Source organism: Sorangium sp. So ce296 (assembly GCF_051529605.1).
Taxonomy (GTDB): Bacteria; Myxococcota_A; Polyangia; order Polyangiales; family Polyangiaceae; genus Sorangium; species Sorangium cellulosum_D.
Genome location: NZ_CP150325.1, coordinates 1961696 through 1983237, shown reverse-complemented (window position 1 = coordinate 1983237; position 21542 = coordinate 1961696). Strand labels below are relative to the sequence as shown.

The following is a 21542-nucleotide window of genomic DNA, read 5'->3' as shown; positions in this document are numbered from 1 at the left end:
GCGCAAGACAGCGGTCGCTGACGGAGCATGAGCAACGCGTGAAGGAGAAGAACCGGGATGAATGATGCCACATCCAGCTGCGACATCGGCATGATCGGGCTGGCCGTCATGGGCGAGAACGTCGCGCTCAACATGGCCGACCACGGGTTCAAGGTGGCCGTGTACAACCGCACGGTGCAGGTCGCGAAGGACTTCGTCGCGAGGAACCCGAGCACCCCCGGCGGCCTTGTCTACTGCGAGACGCTGAAGGACTTCGTCCGCGCCCTGAAGAAGCCGCGCAAGGCGGTGATCCTGGTCAAGGCCGGTCCGCCGGTGGACATGGTGGTCAAGCAGCTCATCGAGGCGGGCGTCGAGCCGGACGATATCGTCGTCGATCTGGGCAACTCGCTCTGGACGGACACCATCCGTCGGGAGCACGAGTACGCGCAGCAGTGCAAGTTCTTCGGCTCGGGCGTGTCGGGCGGCGAGGTGGGGGCGCGCTTCGGCCCCTCGCTGATGCCGGGCGGCGATCCCGAGTCCTGGAAGCACCTGGAGCCGATCTGGCGCGCGATCGCCGCCAAGGTCGACCCTGCGACCGGCAAGCCGATCGAGGGCGCGGCCCCCGGCAAGCCGGTGGAGGGCGGCGTCCCCTGCACGGCGTACATCGGGCCGAACGGCGCGGGCCATTACGTGAAGATGGTCCACAACGGCATCGAGTACATCGACATGCAGCTCATCTGCGAGGCGTACACGCTCCTCGACGGGCTGCTCGGGCTGTCGAAGGACGAGATGTCGCGGGTGTTCGCCGAGTGGAACAGCGGCGATCTCGACTCGTACCTCATCCAGATCACCGCGGACATCCTCCAGCAGAAGGACCCTGTCCAGCAGGACAAGCCGTTCGTCGATTTCGTCCTCGACACGGCGGGGCAGAAGGGCACCGGCAAGTGGACGAGCAGCAATGCGCTCGACATGGGCATCCCCGCGAACGCCATCGCCGAAGCGGTGTTTGCCCGTTGCCTCTCGGCGCTCAAGGACGAGCGCGTCGAGGCCTCGAAGCACCTCTCGGGGCCGACGCCGACCCCGGTCAAGGATCGGCAAGGGACGATCACGGCGATCCGCGATGCCCTGTATTGCTCGAAGATCTGCGCCTACGCTCAGGGGTTCCAGCTCATGGCCGCCGCCCAGGCGGAGTACAAGTGGAAGCTCGATTTCGGCACGATCGCGAGCATCTGGCGCGGCGGATGCATCATCCGCGCGCGGTTCCTCCAGAAGATCACGGAGGCGTACACGCGCAATCCTGGCCTGACGAACCTCCTGCTCGACCCGTACTTCAACGATCAGATCAAGCAGGGTCAGGCCAACTGGCGCAAGGTGGTCTCGATCGCCGCGCAGAACGGCGTCTGGGCGCCGGCGTTCATGTCGGCCCTGTCGTATTACGACGGTTACCGCGCGGCCCATCTGCCCGCGAACCTCCTGCAGGCGCAGCGCGACTACTTCGGCGCCCACACCTACGAGCGCACGGATCAGCCGCGCGGCAAGTTCTTCCACCTCGACTGGCCCCACCCCTCCCGCCCTCAGCTCGAGATCAAGGGGACCGGCGGCGGCCACTGACCGCCCCCGCGACCCCCGCCTGACGGCCCGGGCCTGAGCCGGGCCGGCCAGGCCGCCGCCCCGGCGAGGCCCCGCCTCAGGTGAGGCCTCGCCTCAGGTAAGGCTGATCCGCGGCCGCAGGTTCCGCTCGCGCAGGAACGGCTCGAGGTCGTCCATGATGTCGAGCTGCACCCCCGCCAGGCTCATCGCCGCCGCGATCGTCTGGATCCCCATGCGCCCCAGCTTGTTCATCTCCGGCGGCGGGCGGACCACGATGTGCTCGATCCGGTCGCGCACGCTGAGCCCCCACTGCGTCAGGATCACGCGCGCCTCGGTCTCGTAGCGCACCATGAGCGCCATGTCGTAGATGAAGTACGCCCGCTCCCCCGGGCGCATCACGCCCACGAGCTTCTGGTACGCGTCGACCGAGATGAACCGCGCCAGCTCGCCCGTCGCCGCGGTCTCGCGCAGGAGTTGCACCACCATGCCCGCCGGCTGCGTGATCCACACGCCGACGCTCCCGCTGTCGTCGAGCAGGTGCGGCTGCCTTCGGAACGCAAGTCTGCGGTTCGACGGAAGCATCTCTCTAATGACAATAGCCATTCCGGCTACCGGGGCCCGCTCGCGACGACCGGAGGCGCCCCGCCCGCCCATCCGGCCCGGCAACGCCGAAGCATGCTGCTGTTCCACACATCACCGGCCGAGCTCCTTCCTCGGGGTCAACGCTGCGCCATGGTGGTCCCAAACGGCGAATACGACCAGAAATGTGCGATTCTGCCGCCTCAGGCCGCCGGTGGCAACGTCGCGCTGCGGCGCCGGACGCCACCGCGATCCCTTCCGGAAACTTCCCGGAAACACTGGAAAACGGCGGCCCCTCGCGGACGCCCGCTCAGCCCCGGCACGGCCACCCCCGGCGCGCTCTTCGCCGGCCGCGGCGCGGCGAGCGGGGGCGACGCGCGCGGCCGATCAGGCGAACAGCGCGGCGCAGGCCGACCCGATCAGGTTGACGTGATCGAGCCGGGCGATCCGCGGCTCGACGCGCGCGCCGAGGAGGCCGCGCAGCGTCTCCTGCACCCGCGGCGCGTAGCGCGGATCGCCCCAGAAGAGGCTGCCCTCGGCCAGGATGCCCACCCCCGGGGGGCTCTCGAGCACGTCGGCGACCGCCGCCAGCGCCGCCGCCACGAGGTCGGCCGAGCGCTGCAGCAGGTCGCCGGCGACCCGCCGCGCGTCCCCCGTGCCCTCCTCGCGGAGCCGCACCAGGTCGGCCGAGCTGGTCAGGGGGGCGTGGTCCGGGCAGAGCCGCGCGAAGAGCCGCGGCAGGTAGGCCCCGGACACCGCCTTCTCGAAGCGCTGCGCCCCCGGGTTCTCCGAGCTCGCGTCGACCTCCGCGTCGAAGGGCTGGAGGTGCGGAGGGTTGAAGTTGCCGTTCTCGAGGTTGACCGCCATCGGCGCGACGAAGTGCCCCGTCTTGAGCTTCGGGATCCGACCGGCGGGGAGGAACGTGGCCATGTTGGTCCCCGTCCCCACGATGAGGCCGATGAACGCCGCGGGCGAGGCCCCGCCGTGCGCGAAGGCGCCCCCGAGCAGGCTCGCCACCGTGTCGTTCAGCACCCGGACCGGGCCGGGCCGGAGCCTCCGCGCGGCGAGCGCCCGGCCGAGCCGCTCGCCCACGTTCGTGCCCTCGACCCCCGTGATCTGGACGCCCTTGGTCCAGCGGAGCAGCCGCGCGTCGAGCGACGGCAGGGTCTCCGAAGGATACGAGAAGCAGTACCCCACCGGCAGGCCCTGCACGGCGCCGAGGCGCTCGACCAGCTCCGCCTGCACATCGAAGAAGGCGTCGCCCGCGACCTCGGGCCCGCCCGGGAACTTCGCCGGCGCGGGCCCGGCCACGATGCGCGACACGCCGCCCGGCTGGAGCTCCACGATCGCGGCGCGCAGGTTCGTGCCGCCGGCGTCGACCACCACGGCGCGGCCGGTCATCCCCTCCGGCGGCGGCGCGAGGTAGGCGGGGAGCGCGGCGATCTCGGTGCCGGGCGTGGAGAGGCCGAAGACGATGCGGGCCGCGAGCGTGCGGCGAATGTCCTGGAGCTCGGTGAGCGAGAGCTTCATCAGGGAAATTCTTACCCTCTGGCTCCTGAGAAGGAAATAACTTTGCACGTCCGGCCGCGAGCGTGCTTGGCGCCGGCCCCGCTCGGACGGCAGATGTCCAGCGCGCCGCCGCCGCGATTGCGCTCTGCGTCACCTGGAGGACGTGGCCGAAGAGCGGTTATCGTCCACACCGAAGACGACCGGATAGACCACCGTGGCGACGCTCTTGCGATCGGCGGGGGAGGGGAATCGGAGGCCGCGGAAGACGTCGAGCACGCAGCCGACGACCTTGGGGTCGCGGAGCGGCGGAGCGGACGACGACGGCGCCGCGGCGCCGGGCGAGGGGAGCGCGATGAGGAGGGGCGCGTCGGCGGGCGGGTGGTCGGCGTCGCCCGCGTACGTCACCTTGCCCTGGCCGTCGACGACGAGGTGCACGGGTATCCGCCCTTCGAGCTTGGGATTCGCGCGAACGCCCTTTTCGTAGCAGGCGCGCATGGCGCCGAAGTTCTCCTGGACGACGCGCCGCACGACGTGCGGCGGGATGTGGGCTTTGCCCTTGATCGGCTCATAGGGGTTGCTCTTGCAGCGGCCGGCGATGCTCCGCACGACCTTCGCGTCCTTGTCGAGCTCCCGCTCCAGCCCGGCGCGCGCGGCGCCCGCCTTCTTCGGGCTGCGCTCGTTGAGGATGAGCGACGCCCGCAGCTTGCGGACCGCGGTGCTCGTCCGGGCGAAGCTCTCCTGGATGTTCCTGGCCTCGCGGGCGAGCTCCGGATCGGCGGCGCGGACGGCGGCCGCGTCGGCCCACAGGTCGAGCCGATCCGCGATCCGCAGCAGCACCTCGGGGGGCGTGCTCAGGTCGGACTCCCGGAGCACCTCGATCATCCGCGAGGCCTTCTGCACCTCGGGTCCGAGCGCCTTGCAATCGGCCTCGATCGAGCGCGCGACGCGCCCCTTCGAGGACGAGACCGCGGGGGCGCGAGCCTTGTCCGCGGCGCGCTCCTTCGCGGCCTCGGGCGCGGCGTCGCGGGCGAGCCGACTCCCGGGCGAGCGCAGCGCAGCGCGCTCCTTCTCCACGGGCGACGGCAGGAGGGCTTCCTCGGGCGACGGCAGGAGGGCTTCCTCGGGCGACGGCAGGAGGGCCTCCTCGGGCGACGGCAGGAGGGCTTCCTCGGGCGACGGCAGGAGGGCTTCCTCGGGCGACGGCAGGAGGGCCTCCTCGGGCGGGGGCAGGGCGGCGCGCGCCTCTCGGATCGAGCTCTCCGGGACCGCGATCGGGGCAGCGCTCCGGAGGTGCGCGGGATCGGCGTCGGTTGCTGGCTCTCCCTGCGACGCCGCCCCGCAGCCCAGCAGGGCATGAACTCCGACGAGGACGAGCAACGCGCTTCGCATCGGTTCCTCCGAGGTCCGTCCGACGTACGGTCCGCCGTTTTGATACAGTACACCGGTCCGAGCAACCACCGCACGCGAAACGGCGGCGCCCTTCCGGAAAGTGCGACAGGCGGGGCAGAGGGCCCTCACGCGCTCACCCTCGCGAGCGCCGCCCGCGCGCAAGGCCGCCCGCGCGCGAGGCCGCCCGTATCGGAGCGCGCGGCTCAGTACGGCGAGGAGGACGTCCGGTCCACCTTGTCGGCGTCGGCGGCCGGGGCCTTCGACGCGGCGGCCTTGTCGGCGTCGGCCGCCGGAGCCTTCGACGAGGCGGCGATGAGCTCGCGGATGCTGCGCTCCAGCTGCTCTATCCTGATCGGCTTGCTCAGGAACATCGCGTTCTCCACCTGGCTGAGGCTCTCTCGGATGGCCGGGTCGCGCGTGCCGGTGAGCAGGATGATCGGGAGGTCCGCGCGGACCTTCCGCACCGTGGAGACCAGCGTCAATCCATTGATGTCAGGCAAGTAATAATCCGTGACCAGGACGTCGGCCTGCATGATGAGCGCCCGGTTCTCGAGGGCATTCCTGCCGTTGAGGAAGCAGTGCACGCGATGGCCGTCGAGCGTGAGGATGTCCTGCCATCCTTCACACAGCTCCTCGCTGTCCTCGACGATGATGATGTTCAGGAGCATGCTCCCACCGCCCATCGGACCTGCGTGTCGACCTTCACGCCGGGCATTCACGACGGATTAGCAGCTCGTGCGGCAGGCGTCGAGGATTCCCAAATCCAACGCGTTGTCCCGCTCGAAGCGCTGGCCGGCTCCGGCGCGGCTTCGGCGCGCCGGGCGAGGCCGAGAGTAAGGCGTCGCCTTACATGAGAGCACGTAGTCCAGGCGAGATCGCCGCGGATTCAAGCCGCTCCGGCCGGCCGTGGGGCCGTGGGGACGGGGCCAGCGCGGCGTCCGGCAGCCGGCGACCCGCGGCGACCCCAGCGCCCTACGGCGCGGGCCCGAGCGCCTGTTCCGCGTCTGGCCGGGGGGTGGCCTCAAGCTTGTCTCTGGGGCAGCTCCAGCTCGAAACACGTATTCTTGTGCTCGGTCACGAGCCGCAGGTCGCCTCTGTGGTGGTGCGCGATGTTCCGCGAGAGGCTGAGGCCGAGGCCGGTGCCGTGCTCCTCCTTCTTCGTCGTGAAGAACGGGGTCATGATCTTCTCCGCGAGCGCGGGATCGAGCCCCTTGCCGCTGTCGATCACGCGCACGTAAACCCTGCCGTCCGACGGGCGCGCCTCGATCCGGATCCATCGCTCCCGGAGCGCCGAGATGGCCTCGACGGCGTTGTTGATCAGGTTGATGAGGATCTGAATGATCTGGACGGGGTAGCAGTCGATGACGAGCTCCTCCTGCGGCAGATCGAAGCTCAGCTGGACGCTCGCCTGCTGGAGCCGGAAGCCGCTGACACGGACGGCCTCCCGGATGAGCTCCTGGACGTTGTGAGGGCGGAGCTTCTCGGACTCCATCCGGGTGATCGACCGCAGGCCGGAGATCACGTTGGTGATGTTCTCGACCATGCCGTCGATCTCGGTCGCGACGCGGGCGAGGCGCTCCTTCTCCAGCTGCCCCCGCTCCGCGAGCCGCTTCAGGAGATCGGTCTTCGTGGTGATCACGTTGAGCGGCGTGTTGATCTCATGGGAGATCCCGGCCGCGACCTCGCCGAGCGACGCGAGCTTGCTGAACCTCGAGAGCTCCTCTTGCTGGGAGAGGATGATCCGCTGCGCCTGGACCCGCTGCGTGACGTCGAAGATGAGGAGGATGAGGTAGCTCGGCTCCTCGTCGCCGAAGCTGACGGTGGCCGTCGTGAGCTCGATCCAGAGCTCGCCGCCCGCCCGCTCCGCCAGGTTGATGGTGAACGACGCGAGCGGCTTCTGTCGGGCCGCGTCCGAGACATCGGCGATGCTCGGCGACTCCGCGCCGCGGAGGACGAGGTCGAGCAGCTCGTCGAGCGCGAGGCCGTGGAGCTCGGGCTCGCCCTTGCCGACCTTGTCGGCGAACTCGTTCGAGGCGAAGGTCACCCGGTAGAGCCCCTGGTCCGACTCGAGGATCGCGAGGCCCGCGTTCGACGCGGAGACGACCTTCTTGAAGACCTTGAGGTGCTGCTCCTGGAGCACCCGCTCCGTGATGTCGAGCGCGATGGTGCAGACGGACTGGGCGGTGCGCCGGTCGTCGAGCAGGGGGAACTTCGATGAGAGCCAGTAGCGGAGCTTGCCGCCCACATGCAGGCTCTCCTCCAGCCACATGGGCGACCGGCTCTTCAGCACCTCGAAGTCGCGCTCCCGCAGCCCGCTACCGGCCTTCGGGCCGAACAGCTCCTCGTCCGTCCTCCCCAGCACGTCCTTCTCGGAGCGCCCGAGGACGTCGCAGAAGCGCTGGTTGACGTAGACATAGGCGCCGATCGAGTCCTTCATGGTCACGAGCGCCGGCGTGTTGTCGAGGATGGCGGAGAGCCGCTCCTTGCTGACCCTGCTCTGGGTGAGCGCGTGCACGAGCTCGGTGTTGTCGACGAAGCTCACGACGGCCCCGTCCGCCTCGCCCTTCGACCCCGGGATGAGCTGGATGCGCGCCTCGAAGTGCCGGTCGAGGACCTCGAGCTGGAGCCTCATGGGCCGCCGCTCGCGCAGGCTCTCGGTGACGAGATCGAGGACGGGCTCGACGTTCAGGTGCGCGAGGGCGGCGCGGATGTGCTGGCCGCGGTCCACCTCCGAGATGCGGAACAGGTGGCGAGACGCGGGGTTGTAGTCGGTGAGGCGGAGGTTCTTGTCGACGACGAGGAGGGGATAGGCGATCGCGTTCTGGATCGCGATGAGCCGCTGATTGAGCGTCATCAGCTCGGACGACTTGACGTTGATCTCCTGGTTCAGCGTCGTCAGCTCCTCGTTCGCCGACTGGAGCTCCTCGTTCGTGGTCTCCAGCTCCTCGTTGGTGGACTGGAGCTCCTCGTTGGACGACTGGAGCTCCTCGTTGAGGGCCTGGAGCTCCTCGCTCGCGGTGTCGTGCTCCTCGATGATGGTCTGGAGGTGCTCCCGCGCCGCCGCGAGCTCCTGCTCGAGCCGCCGGATCTGCTCGTCCGGCGCGAGGCGGGAGCCGCTCGCGGGCGCCCTCGCGGGGCGGGGCGGGTCGTGCGCGTGGCTGAAGCAGACGATGAACTCGGTCCCGCCGTCGGACGGGAGCGGCACGACGGTGAGCTGGAGCTTCCGCTCCTCTCGGTCGACGACGAACGTGTGCCGGTGATCCCCCTTCGCGGCGTGGCCCGACCGCTCGGCCCGGTGGAGCAGCGCGGCGAGCTCGATCGCCACGTCGGACGGGAGCAGCTTCTGGATCGAGACGCTGGGCTCGCCCTTCGGGAAGTTCAGGTACCGGTTGGCGTTCCCGAAGACGTGCCGCACCCGGTGGTCGTCGTCGACGAGGACCGAGTCCGGCGCGAAGCCGTTCACCATGGCGGTGAAGAGGTCCATCGCCGTGGTGGACTGGCGATCCTTCGTGATGAGCGCGCTCTCGCGGTTGAACTCCTGCCGAGAGTACGACCGCGGGAGATCGCCCTTCTTGCCGGACCGGGCGAAGATCTTCGCGTTCTTGTCCGTGAGCTCGAACAGGTCGCTCACGGTCGTCGCCGACTCGGACTTGCCGAGGAACAGGACGCCCTGGTCGTCCATCGCGAAATGGAACGTCTTGAGCGTGTGCTCCTGCAGGTGGGGGTTGAAGTAGATGAGGACGTTGCGGCACGAGACGAGATCCAGCTTGAGGAACGGCGGATCCTGGGCGACGTCGTGGCGCGCGAAGACGATGGCGTCGCGGACGTAGTCCTTGATCCTGAACCACTGGTCCTGCTCGTCGAAGTACCTGGACCGCAGCTTGGGGGGGATGTCGGCGACCGCGGCCTTCTGATAGAGCCCCTTGCGCGCGACGGACATCGCCTGCTCGTCGATGTCCGTCGCGAAGATCTGGACGTTGAGCTGCTTGTTCGCCTTCTCGAGCGCCTCGAACGCGAGGATGGCGATCGAGTACGCCTCCTCGCCCGTGGCGCAGCCGACGACCCAGGCGCGGAAGCTGTCGCCGGTGCGCTTCTTGTCGATCCGCTCGACGATGGAGGCCGCGAGGGCCTTGAACGAGGCCTCGTCGCGGAAGAACGACGTCACCGAGATCAGGATGTCCTGGAAGAGGAGCCTGCCCTCCTCGGGGCGCACGCGGAGGTAGTCGGCGTAGGCCTCGATCGACTCGCAGCGCGTGGCGATGACGCGCCGCTCGATCCGCCGGCGGACGGTGGTCTGCTTGTACTGGGCGAAGTTGACCCGGCTCGCCTTCTCCAGGAAGGTGAGGATGCTGTGATACGGGTCCTGCTGGCTCAGGCTGAGCTGCCGGAGCGAGGCGTCGGGCTGGTCGGAGCGGCCGGCGAGCTCGTTGAACTTGCTGAGCTGATTGGCCATCTCCTCCAGGCCGAGCTCGAGGTCGACGGCGCCGGTCTGCTTCGCGGCGCGCGGCATGCCGTCGTACTTGGCCGACTCGGGGGTCTGGCAGATGGTGACCCCGCCGGCGGCCTTGATGGCGCGGACGCCCTGCGCGCCGTCCGACCCGGTCCCCGAGAGGACGACGCCGATGGCGTTCTCGCCGTAGTGCTCGGCGATCGACTTGAAGAAGAGGTCGACCGAGGGCTTCGGGCCGACCTTGGTCTCGGGCTGCCGCAGGAGGAGGACGTCGCCGTCGACCACCACGTCGGCGTTGGGCGGGGTCACGTAGACCGTGTTCGCGCAGAGGACCTCGCCCTCGGAGACCTCTTTGACGTTCAGGGTGGTGGAGTGGCTGATGATCTCGACGAGCCGACTCCGATGCTGCGGCGCGAGGTGCTGGACGATGACCAGGCTCATCCGATTGGCGGCCTTCAGGCCGCCAATCAGGATCCGGAGCGCCTCGAGGCCCCCCGCGGAGGAGCCGATCCCGACGACGTAGGTGGGGCCAGCCACGGCGAGCTGCTCGTGGGCGGCCGGGGCCCCGGCGCTCTGGGCGATGAAGCCAGGCGTACGATCCTCCAGCTTGGGTGCGACCTGCGCAGTCGCTGGCTTCTTGTTCCTGCTGGATGGCCGCCTGGCGCGGCTGCTGTTCTTCGTTCTCATGGAGACAACAGACCGCGAGGGCGCGGGGTCATGAGGGTACCGGATGCGGGCGTAGGGGGCCATCCGATACCACGCTGCCCGGGCCGGCGCAGCGGGCCGCGCGCGGTCGCGCGCCCCCGACGCCCCTCGCTCGGCAGCGCCGCTCCGCGGGGATCGCGCGCCGGGCGAGCGCAGGGGGTGCCGCGCGGGCCGGGGATCGTGCAGGATGCAGCGAGCCTCACGCGGACGGACGCAAGGGGCGGTCGAGAGTGGACAACGTGAACAAGCGCGAGAAGAACGGCCGCGGCGGGAAGGACGAGCACGACAAGGGCGGGGGCGAGCTCGCCGAGGCGGCGCGCGCGCTCGAGCGCGAGCTCTTCCGCTTCGAGGAGCTCGCGGAGTCGGCGCGGCGGCTGTCCTTGGACACGCGCAAGGGGATCGAGCGCGCGGCGAAGTCGACGACGGAGGCCGCGGAGGCGCAGCAGCGCGTGAGCGTGGCGCTCGGGTCGCTGATCGCGGCGATCGCCGCGGCGCGGGATCGCCACGAGGCGACGGCGACGGCGCTGGCCGCGCGGGGGGAAGAGATCAAGCGGCGGGCGGAGCAGCTCGGGGAGCTGTTCCAGCGCTTCGCGGCGCTCGGCGAGGAGGGGCGAAACATCAACCAGCTGGTCCAGGAGGCGGCGGCGCGCCAGCGCGAGGCGACGAGCCCCGAGCAGATCGCGGAGGTGGTGGCGGCCATGGACGAGGTCGAAGGGCGCATGGGGCGCCTCGCCGACGAGGCGCGCGAGCTGGCTCAGGCGGCGACGGCGGCGGGGATCGTGGACCTCGCGGAGCAGGCGGACGGAATGCGGCAGCAGGTGACCGCGATGCGGAACAAGGTGGGGCTCCTGAGAAAGGGTCTGGTCGCGCGGCTCTCGGGCGCGGGCGGGACGCAACCGAATTAGAGCGGCGGTCACCCGCTTCGGATACCTAGAGCAGTTTTCGCTCGGGTTCATGCAGACGTCTTCCGTCCTTCGTCTCTCGTCCCCGTCTTCCGTCTTTCGTGCTCGTCCTTCGTGCGCGTGCGCGTGCGCGTTGACTCCCGGGAATCGCGCACGCGCACGAGAGACGGGGACGAGAGACGAGGACGAGAGACGGGGACGAGAGACGAGGACGAGAGACGGACGACGGCGTATCAGTCCCAGCTGAAAACCGATCTAGACCGACGGGGCGCGACAGAGCGTGAAGTAGTGATCGAGCGCCTTCTCTCCCTTGAAGGCGGCGCCGATCGAGACGTCCCTGGAGACTCTGCGCATGAAGTCGCGCGTTCCGTTGTACACGAAGGCCTGGAGGCCCTTGCTGTTGGGAACGACCTGGGGCCAACCGTCGGGCACGGGGCCGTCCGGGACCTGGAAGTAGTCGATCACCACCGCGCCGCGCTCCTGCCAGGCGAGATTGCCGGCGGTCGGGACCGCGACGAAGAAGCCAGGACCGATCCAGGAACGCGTGAGACCCTCGTTGTACCCGAAGAGCCGGGCGCCGCCGTCCTCGGGGCGGGCAAAACGCTTCTCGAAAAAACGGAACGGCGACGGGAGAGGAAGACTGTTCCTGCCCTGGTGATGAACCGCGACGCGGCGCGAGGTGCCGTCCGGGACGAAGAAATCGAGCGTGATCGGGGGGGAGTGGCTCGCGGCGGCGTAGAGCGACCGCTGATCCGCGCGGGTCGTGGTCGAGAGGGCGCGGAGGCGCTCGTCGTGCGTCAGGCCATCAAGGTACTCCGCGAGGCGAGCGACCGGGGCGTTCTGGCGAAGAAGTTGGATGAGCTCCGACATGGGCAGAGGAGCATAGCAGCGTCCGCTTTCGACGCAGGCGGCCAGCCTCGCCGCGACGCGAGGCTGGCCGGACGAGGCGCGCCGCGGGCGCGGAGCCTCAGCGGCAGTCGGAGGGAGAACGCAGCAAGGCGGCGGCGCGATCGGTCAAGTCCGCGCCGTCGAGGGCGGCGGCGAAGCGGCGGAACGCCTGCTCGTCGCCGCCCGTCAACACGAACGCCGCGCAGACGGCGCCGGGATGGACCGAGCGGGCCGCGGGCGCGCGAAGCACCCGAGTCAGGCCCGCGAGCGCCGCCTCGTTGCCAGCCGCCGTGGGCGCGGCAGAGGCCACGACGGCGCGGAGATCCGCGGCGAGGACGTCGGAGACGTCGGTCACGCCGAGCACGCCCGCGAAGAAGTCGCGCCACGCGGGGAGGGCGGCCTGGTCGAGCCCGTCCAGGTACGTCGCGAGGTGCCGGAGCGCGAGGACGCGCGCGCGCACCGAGCTCGACGCGAGCGCGACCGGCCCCCACGTGCGGAGCGCCGCGTCGGGCGACAACCTGAACTTGGACAGGTACTGGAGCCGCGCGTCGGAGACGCCGCCGTTCGCGAGCCCGGCCCGCAAGAGGGCCCAGTCCTCGGCGAACAGATCCTCGGGCGAGACGACGGCGCTGCACGCCGCGTAGCTGTCGATGTAGTCGAGCCCGTAGCTGTGCGGGGCGCCGGCGAAGAGGCCGGCGAGCACGCTGGACCACGCGCCGCGGACCTTGGCGTCGAGGCCCGGCGCGCTCGCGGCGTCGCACGCCGCGGCGAGCGCCACGGCGCGGGCCGCCTCGCCGTCGAGGTCCTCCAGGAAGATCTCGAGCTGCTCGGGCGCGAGCCCCACGGGCAGGCCGCCCTGGAGCGCGGCGAGCTGGTGCGCGCCGCCGACCTCGAGGAAGCGCGAGACCGCCTCGGGATCCGACGGCACGCGGCGCGGGGCGAGCGCCGCGGCGTAGGCCTCGAGATCGCGCTCGGTGCCGAGGAAGGCCCACTCGGGGTGGCGATCCAGCGGATCGACGACGAGGAGCTCGGAGGGGCGCGCGGGCGCGACCTCGACGCGCTCGCCGGGCGCGAGCGCCTGCACGCGGGTGGCGCCGTCCACGGAGACCCAGGCGAGCTCCAGCGGGGCGACGAGCGCGCCGTCCGGGTCGCGCAGCGTGACGAACGCCCCGCCCGACGGCGCGGGCTCGACCGCGAGGCTCGGGAGCGCCTTGGCCGAGGCCGCGCGCCGCGCGCGGGCGAGCGCCTCCGGGCCGAGCGCCGGCGCGAAGGCGTCGAGGAGCGCGTCCGTGCCGATCGTCCCGAAGCGGCGCTCCGCGAGCACGCCGCGGAGCGCCGACCAGAAGGCGTCCTCGCCGGTGAGGCTGCGGATCTGGGTGAGCAGCCAGGCCGCGCGGTCGTAGGGGCCGCTCGTGTACTTCTCGTCCGGCGCGAGCGACGGGTCGCGGACGGCGTCGCCGGCGCGGGGGCCGAGCTCGTCGCCGTTCAGCGTGCCCGCGCCGCTCTCGTCCGTGTAGGCGCGGACGCCCTCCTGCTGGAGCAGCGTCGCCATGCCCTCCTTGATCCAGAGGTCGTCCCACGTCTCCACCGTCACCAGATCGCCGAACCACTGGTGCGCGAGCTCGTGCGTCGTGAGCAGGAGATCCGAGGCGAGCGCGGGCTCGGTGCTCCGCTCCTCGCGCTGGAAGCTGATGCTCGCGTGCTCGACCCCGCCCACCGAGAAGTCCGGCAGGAGCACGAGCGCGTACTTCTCGAACGGGTACGGCACGAGCAGCTCCTCGAAGCGGCCGATCGCGCGCGCGATCTCGTCCACCATCTTGCCGTGATCGCCGGGCAGCCCGCGGCGGTGCCAGACCGCGATGGGGAGGTCCCCCCTCGCGCCGCGCTCGACCTCGAAATCGCCGATCGCGAACGCCATGAGGTAGGGCGGCAGCGGGTAGGCGGTCTCGTAGCGGACGAGGCGGCCCGAGGCCCCGAGATCCTCGTCGGCGACGAGATCGCCGTTCGCGATCAGCGACTCGCCGCCGTCGACGCGCATGGCGACCGAGAACACCGCCCGATCCGAGGGCGCGTTGTGGCACGGCATCCACCGCGACGCCCCGAGCGGCTCCGAGATCGTGTAGACCGCGCGCACGGCGACCGGATCGCCCTTGCGCGCCGGCACCGCGCGGAGCGCGTCGCCAGAGAGCGCCTCGTAGTCGATCTCGAGCGCGATCGGCTCGCCGCGCGACGCCTCGGGCACGCTCGAGAGATCGACCGCGAGCGCCTCGCGCGCCGGATCGAGCTCGTGCGGGAGCGCGCCGCCGTCCTTGCGACGGACCTCCTTCACCTCGGCGACGGCGCTGTCGAGCACGACGACCCGCGGGCCGTCGCCGGTGATCGACAGCGTGAGGCCCAGCGTCGCGACGAGGCGGCCCCGCTCCCAGTCGAACTCGCCCCGGAGATCGTACCGCTCGACGTCGAACGCGCTCCCCTCGAGCGGCGCCGGGCCTTCCCCCGAGCACGCCGCGGCGAGCGATCCAAGCAGCAGGCAGGCCACCCGGAACGCTCCGGGGCGGTGTTTCTGGACAGTGCAGTGCATCGGTCTCCCTCGATCGAAATGAGGAGCTTCCCCTCGTCGGCCCGACGCCAGAGCCCGGCACCCCGAGCCCGAGTCGGCGCAGCGACGCGTAACTGACCGCGGGACAGTTACAGAACCAGGGCCCGCGGCCAAGCGAAGGCGACGCCTCGGAGCGCCGCGGCGGGGCGCTCGGTGCTGAAAAAACGGGGCGCTCGGTCGCGCGTGTCACGAGCGCGGCGCGCGGGCCGCCGGCGCGGGCGAGCGCCGCGTCGCGCGCGCAGGCGCTGTCCGAGGCGCGCGCACTCCTGCGCACTATGGGCGCGTCGCACCGGTCATTTCGCCTTTCATTTGCAAGGGTTGCAGCGACCTATGCGAGGATGCTGCCCGCCATGGCACATCATAGAGAGGGGTGCAGGAGGGGGCGCTCGCTTGTCGCGCCGCTGGCCGTGGGCGCGGCGCTCGCCGTCGCGCTCGTTCCGAAGAGCTCGTCCGCTCAGACGTGGGCCGACGGGCGGACGACGCCGGTGCTCGACGAGATCGTCGCGCTCGACAAGACGGGGGAGCCGCGCTGGCCGTACGGCGAGGAGGACGTCGCGGGCGACGGCATGGGGACGTTCGAGGCCCCGGAGCAGTCGATCGATTTCCGCGCGGCGTACGCGGTCGCCGACGCGGGGCGGCTCTGGGTGCGCGCTTACGTGTCGGGGACGACCGCGGTCGGCGCCCAGGCGACGCTCTTCGTGTTCATCGACGCCGACAAGAACCGGGGGACCGGCGGCACGGCCCGGGCGCCCGAGATCGACCCGCGGTTCACGGAGGACAAGTCGCCGGGCGGCTACGAGGTCGTGCTCGGCGTGAAGGGCGACGGCACGCGCGCGGGGGTCTGGACGTTCGCGGCCTCGGGGAGCTACGAGCCCCTCACGGTCACCGACATGCAGGTGGCCACCGAGGCACGGGCCGACGTCGATCCGCTGCTGCTCGGCGAGGAGACGCGGGGATACGCGCAGGGCTCGATCGCGCTCGACATCGTGGGCATCGACGCGACGTGCAACGCGAACCTGTACTTCCGGTCGGTGAACGACGCCCCGGGGCTCGGGTCGGGCGATCTCGACGTCGGCATCTCCGCCCCGTGCATGGCCGGCGATGCGGACGGCGACCGCGTGCCCGACGTGATCGTGCCGCCCTCCGGCTGCACGGATGACGCGGAGTGCGCCGGCCGGGGCATCTGCGTCGACGGCGACTGCATCCTCCCGGTGTCGTGCGTCGACGACGCGGACTGCGACGCGGACGAGGACTGCTCGCCGGATCACCGGTGCGTCCCCACGCCCAGCGGCACCTGCACGTCGAACGCCGAGTGCGGCGATCTCGTGTGCGTGAGCGGGCAGTGCGGCCCGTGCTCACCGGGCTCGTCGGCGTGCGGCGGGGACCTGGTCTGCGCGCCGACCGGGCGCTGCGTCGAGGGCGGGACGGCTGGGGTCCAGGGCGGCGCCTGCGCCTGCACGGCGGGGCCCGCGCCCCTCGGCGGCGGCGCCCTCTCGCTGCTCGCCGCCGGCGGGCTCGCGCTCGCCTGGCGCAGACGCCCCCGCCGCGGACCGGGGGCTGGCCGATGAAGAGGAGACCCATGCGCGCACGGACCACCGCCGCCACCGCCTGCAGCATCGTCACGATCCTCGCCGCCGCGACGAGCGCGTCGGCGCAGGAGACCAACATCGACGTCGAGCGCTTCAAGCCCGCCGTCACCCACGACGCGTTCGTCGTCACCGAGGGCTCCGGCGTCCGTGAGCCCGCGGATCCCTGGGAGTTCGGGCTGCTCCTGAACTACGCGCACAACCCGCTCATCTTCGCGACCGGCGACCGGGACGTGCGGACCCAGATCGTGAGCGGCAGGCTGGGCGCCGATCTCATGGCCTCGGTCACCATCGCCGAGCCGTTCGCGCTCGGCCTCGACATCCCGTTCTTCCTCTTCCAGTCGGGGGAGGGCTCGCCGTCGTTCGGGGGCCTCGGCGACATCCGGCTCGTGCCGAAGCTGCGCATCCTCGACGACCGCGACTCCATCGGGCTCGGCCTCGTGGCCGAGCTGCGCGTGCCCACGCACACCGGCGACTTCGCGGGCGGCGCGCGCAACGTGGTGTTCTGGCCGCGCATCGTCCTCGATCACCGGTTCGCGCCCGGCCTCAGGTTCGGCGTCAACGCGGGCGTCGCCATCCGCGAGGGGACGACGTACCGCAACGTCGAGGCGGGGAGCGAGCTGACGTACGCGGCGGCGCTCGGCTACCGCTTCGGCGGCATCGACGGCAAGGTCGAGATCGGCGCGGAGGCCAACGGCGGCATCGGCTTCACCGCGGACGACCTGAAGGAGGAGGAGACGCCGCTCGAGGCGCTCGGCTATGTGAAGATCAACCCGAGCGAGGAGTGGGAGATCGTCGCGGGCCCGGGCATCGGCGCGCTGGCCGGCTACGGCGTGCCGCTCTTCCGCGTGTTCGCGGGCGTGAAGTACACGCCGACCTCGCACGACCGCGACCACGACGGGGTCGACGACGAGCGCGACCAGTGCCCCGACGTGGCCGAGGATCGCGACGGCGACTACGACAGCGACGGCTGCCCCGAGGAGGACGCCGACGACGATCACGACGGCGTGCCGAACGCGGACGACGAGTGCCCGGACGAGAAGGAGACGATCAACGGCGTCGAGGACGACGACGGCTGCCCGGACAAGGGCGATCCGCGAGTCACGTACGAGCAGGGCGAGTTCGTGATGCGGGATACCATCCGTTTCCGGACGGGTTCGGCCGAGCTCGAGCCGGAGTCGTACAGGACCCTCGACCAGGTGGCGCTCGTCCTGAAGGCGAACCCCGAGGTCGAGCACGTGCGGGTCGAGGGGCACACCGACGAGACCGGCACGCGCGAGCTGAACCAGGAGCTGAGCCAGCAGCGCGCCGACACGGTCCGGAAGTACCTGATCCAGAAGGGCGTCAGCCCGGGCCGGCTCACGGCCGAGGGCTTCGGGTCGGACAGGCCCGTGGCCGAGGGCGACGACCCGGCGAGCCTGGCGAAGAACCGCCGCGTGGAGTTCGTGATCGACGAGTGATCGACGAGCGAGGCGCGCTCCTCCTCCGGAGCGCGCCTCGCCCACCGCGGCGCGGCAGGCCGTGCCTCGCGCGGGCGGCTGCCGCGCGCTGGAGGCCGCCGCCGACGCTCGTCAGAACCGGCCGTGGATCCCGAGCCCGCCGCCGTTCGCCCCGACGGCGGGCGTGACCACGATCCGCGCGGCCGCGGGCTGCGCGTCGCCGAGCGACGTCACGAACAGCGCGACGCCGGCCGCGAGCCCGAGCCCCCCGACCACGAAGCCGACGTTGGACAGCGTCGCCGCGCTCTTGGCGTCGTCGACCAGCGAAACGCCCTGATCGTCGCAGAGCGTCTCGGTCCGGCAGTGCTCGTCCTGGGCCCGGTTCCACCGCGCGCCGGCGATGAGCCCGAAGATCGAGCCGGTCACGACGCCCGCGACGCCGACGCCGCCGGCCACGAAGGCGAGGGTGCGGCGGGTGCTCGCGCCGCCGTCGTCGCCGCCCGCGGCCGGCCGGGGCGGCGCGGCCGGCGCCGACGCGGGCGGCCCGCCCGGCTGCGGCGGCGCCGCCGCGGACGCCCCGGCCGCCGCGTCGTCCTCGAGCGGCGGGATCGCCACGGTGACGAGCTTGCCGGGGCCGGCGGTCTGCGCCTCCACCGAGAACGGCTTCTTGCCGGGCGCGGTCGCCTCGATGCGGTGCTTGCCCGGGTCGACCGGCAGCGGCGCGCCCCACGCGCCGGCGTCGAGGACCGCGCCGTTGCGCCGCACGACGAGCCCGTCGGCCGGCGCGCTCACCGCGACGGCGAGCCGCTCGAGCCGCTTCTCCAGATCGGCCGCGCGGCGCGTCGCCTTCGCCTCGCGGTCGGCCTGGCCGGCCCGGCTCGCCATGTCCGCGGCCTCGCGGAACGCCGCCCAGGCGCTCGCGGTCCGGCCGAGCCGCTCGAGGCAGTCCGCCAGGTTCCACTGGGTGCCGTAGCCCGGATCGAGCCGCTGGCTCGCCGCGAACTTGGGGCACGCCTCGGCGAGCTTGCCCTGCGCGACGAGCTCGCGCCCCTCGCGGAAGAGCGCCTCGGCCGCGGCGGCTTGATCCGCCGACGGCTCCGCGCGGGCCAGGCCCGCGGAGAGCGACAGGAGCGCGGCGACACACCACGCGGCGCGCCTATTTCCTCGATGTCTCGTCATCGTCGTTCCTCGGGGGCCTGGGGGGCGGCGGCGGCCTCACGGCGGACGGCCTCGGCGCGGGCGGGCGCGCGGCGACGCCGGCGCTCGCCGACGCGGCGGCGCGCGCCGTCGCCGTCGGCGGGGGCGGCGCCGCGGCCGTCGAGGAGGCCGCGGCCGGCGCGTCCCCGGGGGCCGGCGCGCCGGTGGCCGGCGGCTCGGCCTCGGCGCGCGGCGCCGGCTGGGCCTCGGCGCCCGCGGACGGCGGCGGCGGCTCGGCCTCGGCGCGCGGGGGCTCCGGGTCGGCCGACGGCGCGGCCGGGGGCGACGCCGTGCCGCGCACCGCGAGGTAGACGCCGGCCCCGCCCGCGATCGCGGCGGCCAGCACGCCGCCGGCGAGCAGCGCCACGGGCGCGCGCGACGCCGGTCGGTCGCTGCGGTTCGACAGCCCCACGCTCGTGGCGGGCGCCGTGCCCGAAAGCGCGTGCGGCCCGGCCGGCGCGCCCGACGGCCGCGGCTGGCCCGGCGCGGCGTCGAACGGCGCGCCCGACAGCCGTGGCGGGGTCGACGCGGCGTCGAACGGCGCGCCCGACAGCCGTGGCGGGGTCGACGCGGCGTCGAACGGCGCGCTCGGCATGCGCGGCGGGCCCGAGGCGGCGCCGAACGGCGCGGCGGCCCCGAACGGCGCGCTCGGCGCGGCGGTCCTGAACGGCGCGCTCGGCGCCCGCGACGCGCGCGTGGCGGCGTCGAGCGGCGCGAGCATCGCCTCGACGATCGCCTCGCCGTGCGGCAGGAACGCGCGCAACGCCGCCGCCAGCTCGCCGGCGCTCGCGGTGCGGCCGGCCGGATCGATGACCAGCGTCCGGTGCACCACGTGGGCGACCTCCGGCGGAACCCAGGGCGCGACCTCCTGGAGCCAGCGCACGGGGGTCGTGCAGATGGCCAGGACGAGCTCGCCGAGGCCGGTCAGGTGGTCGTTGGGGCGGTGCCCGGACAGGGCGTGGTACAGGCTGATCCCGAGCGACCAGAGGTCCGAGCGCGCGTCGATCGCGCCGCTGCCGCGCGCCTGCTCGGGCGACATGTAGAGGGGCGAGCCGAGGAGCGCGCCGCTCTTCGTCATGGCGCCGTTGCCGAGGCTCTGATCGGTCACCTTGGCGACGCCGAAGTCGAGCAGCTTGACGACGCGCTGGCCGCCCGGCTTGCGCGCGAGGAACAGGTTCGCCGGCTTGATGTCGCGGTGGACGATGCCGGCCTCGTGCGCGCGCTCGAGCCCGAGGCACGCCTGAAGGGCGACGCGGAGCGCGAGATCGACCGGCAGCGGGCCGAGCCGCTCGATGAGGGCCTGCACGTCCTCGCCGTCGAGGAACTCCATCGCGATGTACGGCGAGCCGGTCTCGCGGTCGCGCCCGGTGTCGAACACCTGCGCGATGTGCTCCGACTCGACCGCGCCGACCGCGCGCGCCTCGCGCTGGAAGCGGCGGAGGAGCTCGTCGTCGGCGGCCTGGCCGAGGATGACCTTCACCGCGACGCGGCGGCCGGTGCCGGTGTGCCGCGCCTCGTAGACGGCGCCCATGCCGCCCTGGCCGAGCAGCCGGACGATCGCGTAGCGCTCGTCGAGGACGCGACCGATCATGACGGGAGGCCCGGAGCGGCGGCTTGGGGGCGAGCCGACTTCACGGACGCAGGCTAGAGCACCTCCGCCCCCGCGTCACGCCTCGCCGCAAGCCCTGCACCACGGCAGCCTCACGAGCGTGCGGTGCGATGTCTCGAAGGTCGAGAGGTCCTGGATCAGGAGCCGGCCCCCGAGCCTCGACGGCGTGTACCCCGAGAGCACCTTCAGCGCCTCCAGGGCGACGAGCTGGCCGAGCAGCTGCGCCATCGCGCCGGCCTGGAGCGCGGGCTCGCCCCGGGGGCCCGCGGCGGGCGGGGGGTTCAGCGCCTCGGCCATCGCGCAGACCCGGCACGCCGTCGCGCCCGGGAACACGAGGGGGCCGAGGACGGCCGTCGCCCCCGCGAGGTCCGAGAAGAGGGAGACGATCCGCGCGCGGTGGCCGAACCGCGCGACGCGCTCCAGGAGCTCCGCGTCGTCGCCGCGCACGGCCGCGACGAGGAGGTGGGGCCGGTCGTCCGGGGCGAGGAGGTCGTCCGAGCGCAGCGCGGCGGCGGGGCGCTCGTCCACGCGGCAGCGCGGCGCGCGCTCGCGGATCAGCGCTGCCAGGGCGCCGCGCGCCGCCTGTCCGCGCGCGCCGAGCGCCGCCTGGCCGCGCGCGCGGACCACCGCGGCGTCGCGCGGGCCGACCGGGACGTCGCCCTCGTCGATCAGGCGGAGCGCGGAGATGCCGGCCGCCGCGAGCGCGAGGGCGGCGGCGGCGCCCCACGGCTCGAGGCCCACGACGAGCACGCGCGCGGCCGCAATCCGCTGCGCCGCCTGCTCCGGGGCCGAGGACCACCTGCGGAGGAACTCGAGCTGCCCGCGGAGGCGCTCGCGATCCGGGGGCTCCGCCGCGTCGGGCGCAGGCTCGAGCAGCCCGCGCGCCGCGAGCAGATCGAGGAGCGCGAGCACGCTGTGGCCCGAGTAGTCGGCGAGCGCCTCGACGATCGCCTCCCGGTCGCGCGACCCGTCGAGCAGCGGCGCCACCCGCTCGAGGAACGCGCTCACGTCCGCGCCGGTGAGCTGGAAGGTGCCGAGATCGGATCGGAGGATGACCCCCGCGTCCGTGGGCGTGATGCTGGCCGAGCGGCTGAGTCGAATTCTGGGCATGGTGCTCTCCG

At 72.4% G+C, this 21542-nt stretch carries 14 protein-coding genes; 4 read left to right on the top strand and 10 right to left on the bottom strand.

Annotation, left to right across the window (positions count from 1 at the left end):
- Positions 1-57: 57 nt before the first annotated feature.
- Positions 58-1590 carry an NADP-dependent phosphogluconate dehydrogenase gene (gene gndA, locus WME98_RS07565; protein WP_061629641.1) on the top strand — a complete coding sequence of 511 codons (1533 nt, stop codon included), beginning with the start codon at positions 58-60 and terminating at the stop codon, positions 1588-1590.
- Positions 1591-1683: 93 nt separating this feature from the next.
- Here gndA and WME98_RS07560 read toward each other — a convergent pair whose 3' ends face one another.
- The 5 genes from WME98_RS07560 to WME98_RS07540 form a co-directional block, all read right to left on the bottom strand.
- Positions 1684-2151 carry a hypothetical protein gene (locus tag WME98_RS07560; protein WP_437950669.1) on the bottom strand — a complete coding sequence of 156 codons (468 nt, stop codon included), beginning with the start codon at positions 2149-2151 and terminating at the stop codon, positions 1684-1686.
- Between the two features lie 384 nt (positions 2152-2535).
- On the bottom strand, positions 2536-3678 hold the full coding sequence (locus WME98_RS07555) for a hypothetical protein (protein WP_437950668.1): 1143 nt from the start codon (positions 3676-3678) through the stop codon (positions 2536-2538).
- 129 nt (positions 3679-3807) lie between these two features.
- The gene (locus WME98_RS07550; RefSeq protein WP_437950667.1) at positions 3808-5046 is read right to left on the bottom strand and encodes a hypothetical protein; all 1239 of its coding nucleotides are present in this window, start codon (positions 5044-5046) and stop codon (positions 3808-3810) included.
- Between the two features lie 203 nt (positions 5047-5249).
- Positions 5250-5714, bottom strand: coding sequence for a response regulator (locus WME98_RS07545; RefSeq protein ID WP_437950666.1), 465 nt, complete (start codon positions 5712-5714; stop codon positions 5250-5252).
- A gap of 353 nt (positions 5715-6067) precedes the next feature.
- Positions 6068-10183 carry a chemotaxis protein CheB gene (locus WME98_RS07540; protein ID WP_437950665.1) on the bottom strand — a complete coding sequence of 1372 codons (4116 nt, stop codon included), beginning with the start codon at positions 10181-10183 and terminating at the stop codon, positions 6068-6070.
- A 257-nt stretch (positions 10184-10440) separates the two neighbouring features.
- On the opposite strand from WME98_RS07540, the gene WME98_RS07535 reads away from it, so the two are divergent.
- Positions 10441-11106: a hypothetical protein gene (locus tag WME98_RS07535; RefSeq protein WP_437950664.1), complete on the top strand. Its 666-nt coding sequence runs from the start codon at positions 10441-10443 to the stop codon at positions 11104-11106.
- Positions 11107-11358: 252 nt separating this feature from the next.
- Here WME98_RS07535 and WME98_RS07530 read toward each other — a convergent pair whose 3' ends face one another.
- On the bottom strand, positions 11359-11973 hold the full coding sequence (locus WME98_RS07530; RefSeq protein ID WP_437950663.1) for a hypothetical protein: 615 nt from the start codon (positions 11971-11973) through the stop codon (positions 11359-11361).
- A 97-nt stretch (positions 11974-12070) separates the two neighbouring features.
- A complete protein-coding gene (locus tag WME98_RS07525; protein WP_437950662.1) occupies positions 12071-14572 on the bottom strand; it encodes a M1 family metallopeptidase in 2502 nt (833 codons plus the stop codon).
- A gap of 368 nt (positions 14573-14940) precedes the next feature.
- Between WME98_RS07525 and WME98_RS07520 the strand changes: the two genes are divergently transcribed.
- Positions 14941-16158 (top strand): hypothetical protein, encoded by a 1218-nt coding sequence (locus WME98_RS07520; protein ID WP_437950661.1) that lies wholly within the window; start codon positions 14941-14943, stop codon positions 16156-16158.
- An 11-nt stretch (positions 16159-16169) separates the two neighbouring features.
- Positions 16170-17636, top strand: a complete 1467-nt coding sequence (locus WME98_RS07515) for an OmpA family protein (RefSeq protein WP_437950660.1) — start codon at positions 16170-16172, stop codon at positions 17634-17636.
- A 111-nt stretch (positions 17637-17747) separates the two neighbouring features.
- On the opposite strand, the gene WME98_RS07510 is transcribed toward WME98_RS07515, so the two are convergent.
- The 3 genes from WME98_RS07510 to WME98_RS07500 all read right to left on the bottom strand — a co-directional run bounded on the left by WME98_RS07510 (position 17748) and on the right by WME98_RS07500 (position 21531).
- Positions 17748-18794: a hypothetical protein gene (locus WME98_RS07510; RefSeq protein WP_437950659.1), complete on the bottom strand. Its 1047-nt coding sequence runs from the start codon at positions 18792-18794 to the stop codon at positions 17748-17750.
- The gene (locus WME98_RS07505) at positions 18772-20403 is read right to left on the bottom strand and encodes a protein kinase domain-containing protein (protein WP_437950658.1); all 1632 of its coding nucleotides are present in this window, start codon (positions 20401-20403) and stop codon (positions 18772-18774) included. Before WME98_RS07505 ends, WME98_RS07510 begins: the two co-directional genes overlap by 23 nt.
- 75 nt (positions 20404-20478) lie before the next feature.
- On the bottom strand, positions 20479-21531 hold the full coding sequence (locus WME98_RS07500; protein WP_437950657.1) for a TOMM precursor leader peptide-binding protein: 1053 nt from the start codon (positions 21529-21531) through the stop codon (positions 20479-20481).
- Positions 21532-21542: the final 11 nt, after the last annotated feature.

Bases quoted from the DNA above. Each gene is read 5' to 3' on its own strand.
- gndA (WP_061629641.1), top strand. From the start codon at position 58: ATGAATGATGCCACATCCAGCTGCGACATCGGCATGATCGGGCTGGCC.
- WME98_RS07560 (WP_437950669.1), bottom strand. From the start codon at position 2,151: ATGCTTCCGTCGAACCGCAGACTTGCGTTCCGAAGGCAGCCGCACCTG.
- WME98_RS07555 (WP_437950668.1), bottom strand. From the start codon at position 3,678: ATGAAGCTCTCGCTCACCGAGCTCCAGGACATTCGCCGCACGCTCGCG.
- WME98_RS07550 (WP_437950667.1), bottom strand. From the start codon at position 5,046: ATGCGAAGCGCGTTGCTCGTCCTCGTCGGAGTTCATGCCCTGCTGGGC.
- WME98_RS07545 (WP_437950666.1), bottom strand. From the start codon at position 5,714: ATGCTCCTGAACATCATCATCGTCGAGGACAGCGAGGAGCTGTGTGAA.
- WME98_RS07540 (WP_437950665.1), bottom strand. From the start codon at position 10,183: ATGAGAACGAAGAACAGCAGCCGCGCCAGGCGGCCATCCAGCAGGAAC.
- WME98_RS07530 (WP_437950663.1), bottom strand. From the start codon at position 11,973: ATGTCGGAGCTCATCCAACTTCTTCGCCAGAACGCCCCGGTCGCTCGC.
- WME98_RS07525 (WP_437950662.1), bottom strand. From the start codon at position 14,572: ATGCACTGCACTGTCCAGAAACACCGCCCCGGAGCGTTCCGGGTGGCC.
- WME98_RS07520 (WP_437950661.1), top strand. From the start codon at position 14,941: ATGGCACATCATAGAGAGGGGTGCAGGAGGGGGCGCTCGCTTGTCGCG.
- WME98_RS07515 (WP_437950660.1), top strand. From the start codon at position 16,170: ATGCGCGCACGGACCACCGCCGCCACCGCCTGCAGCATCGTCACGATC.
- WME98_RS07510 (WP_437950659.1), bottom strand. From the start codon at position 18,794: ATGACGAGACATCGAGGAAATAGGCGCGCCGCGTGGTGTGTCGCCGCG.
- WME98_RS07505 (WP_437950658.1), bottom strand. From the start codon at position 20,403: ATGATCGGTCGCGTCCTCGACGAGCGCTACGCGATCGTCCGGCTGCTC.
- WME98_RS07500 (WP_437950657.1), bottom strand. From the start codon at position 21,531: ATGCCCAGAATTCGACTCAGCCGCTCGGCCAGCATCACGCCCACGGAC.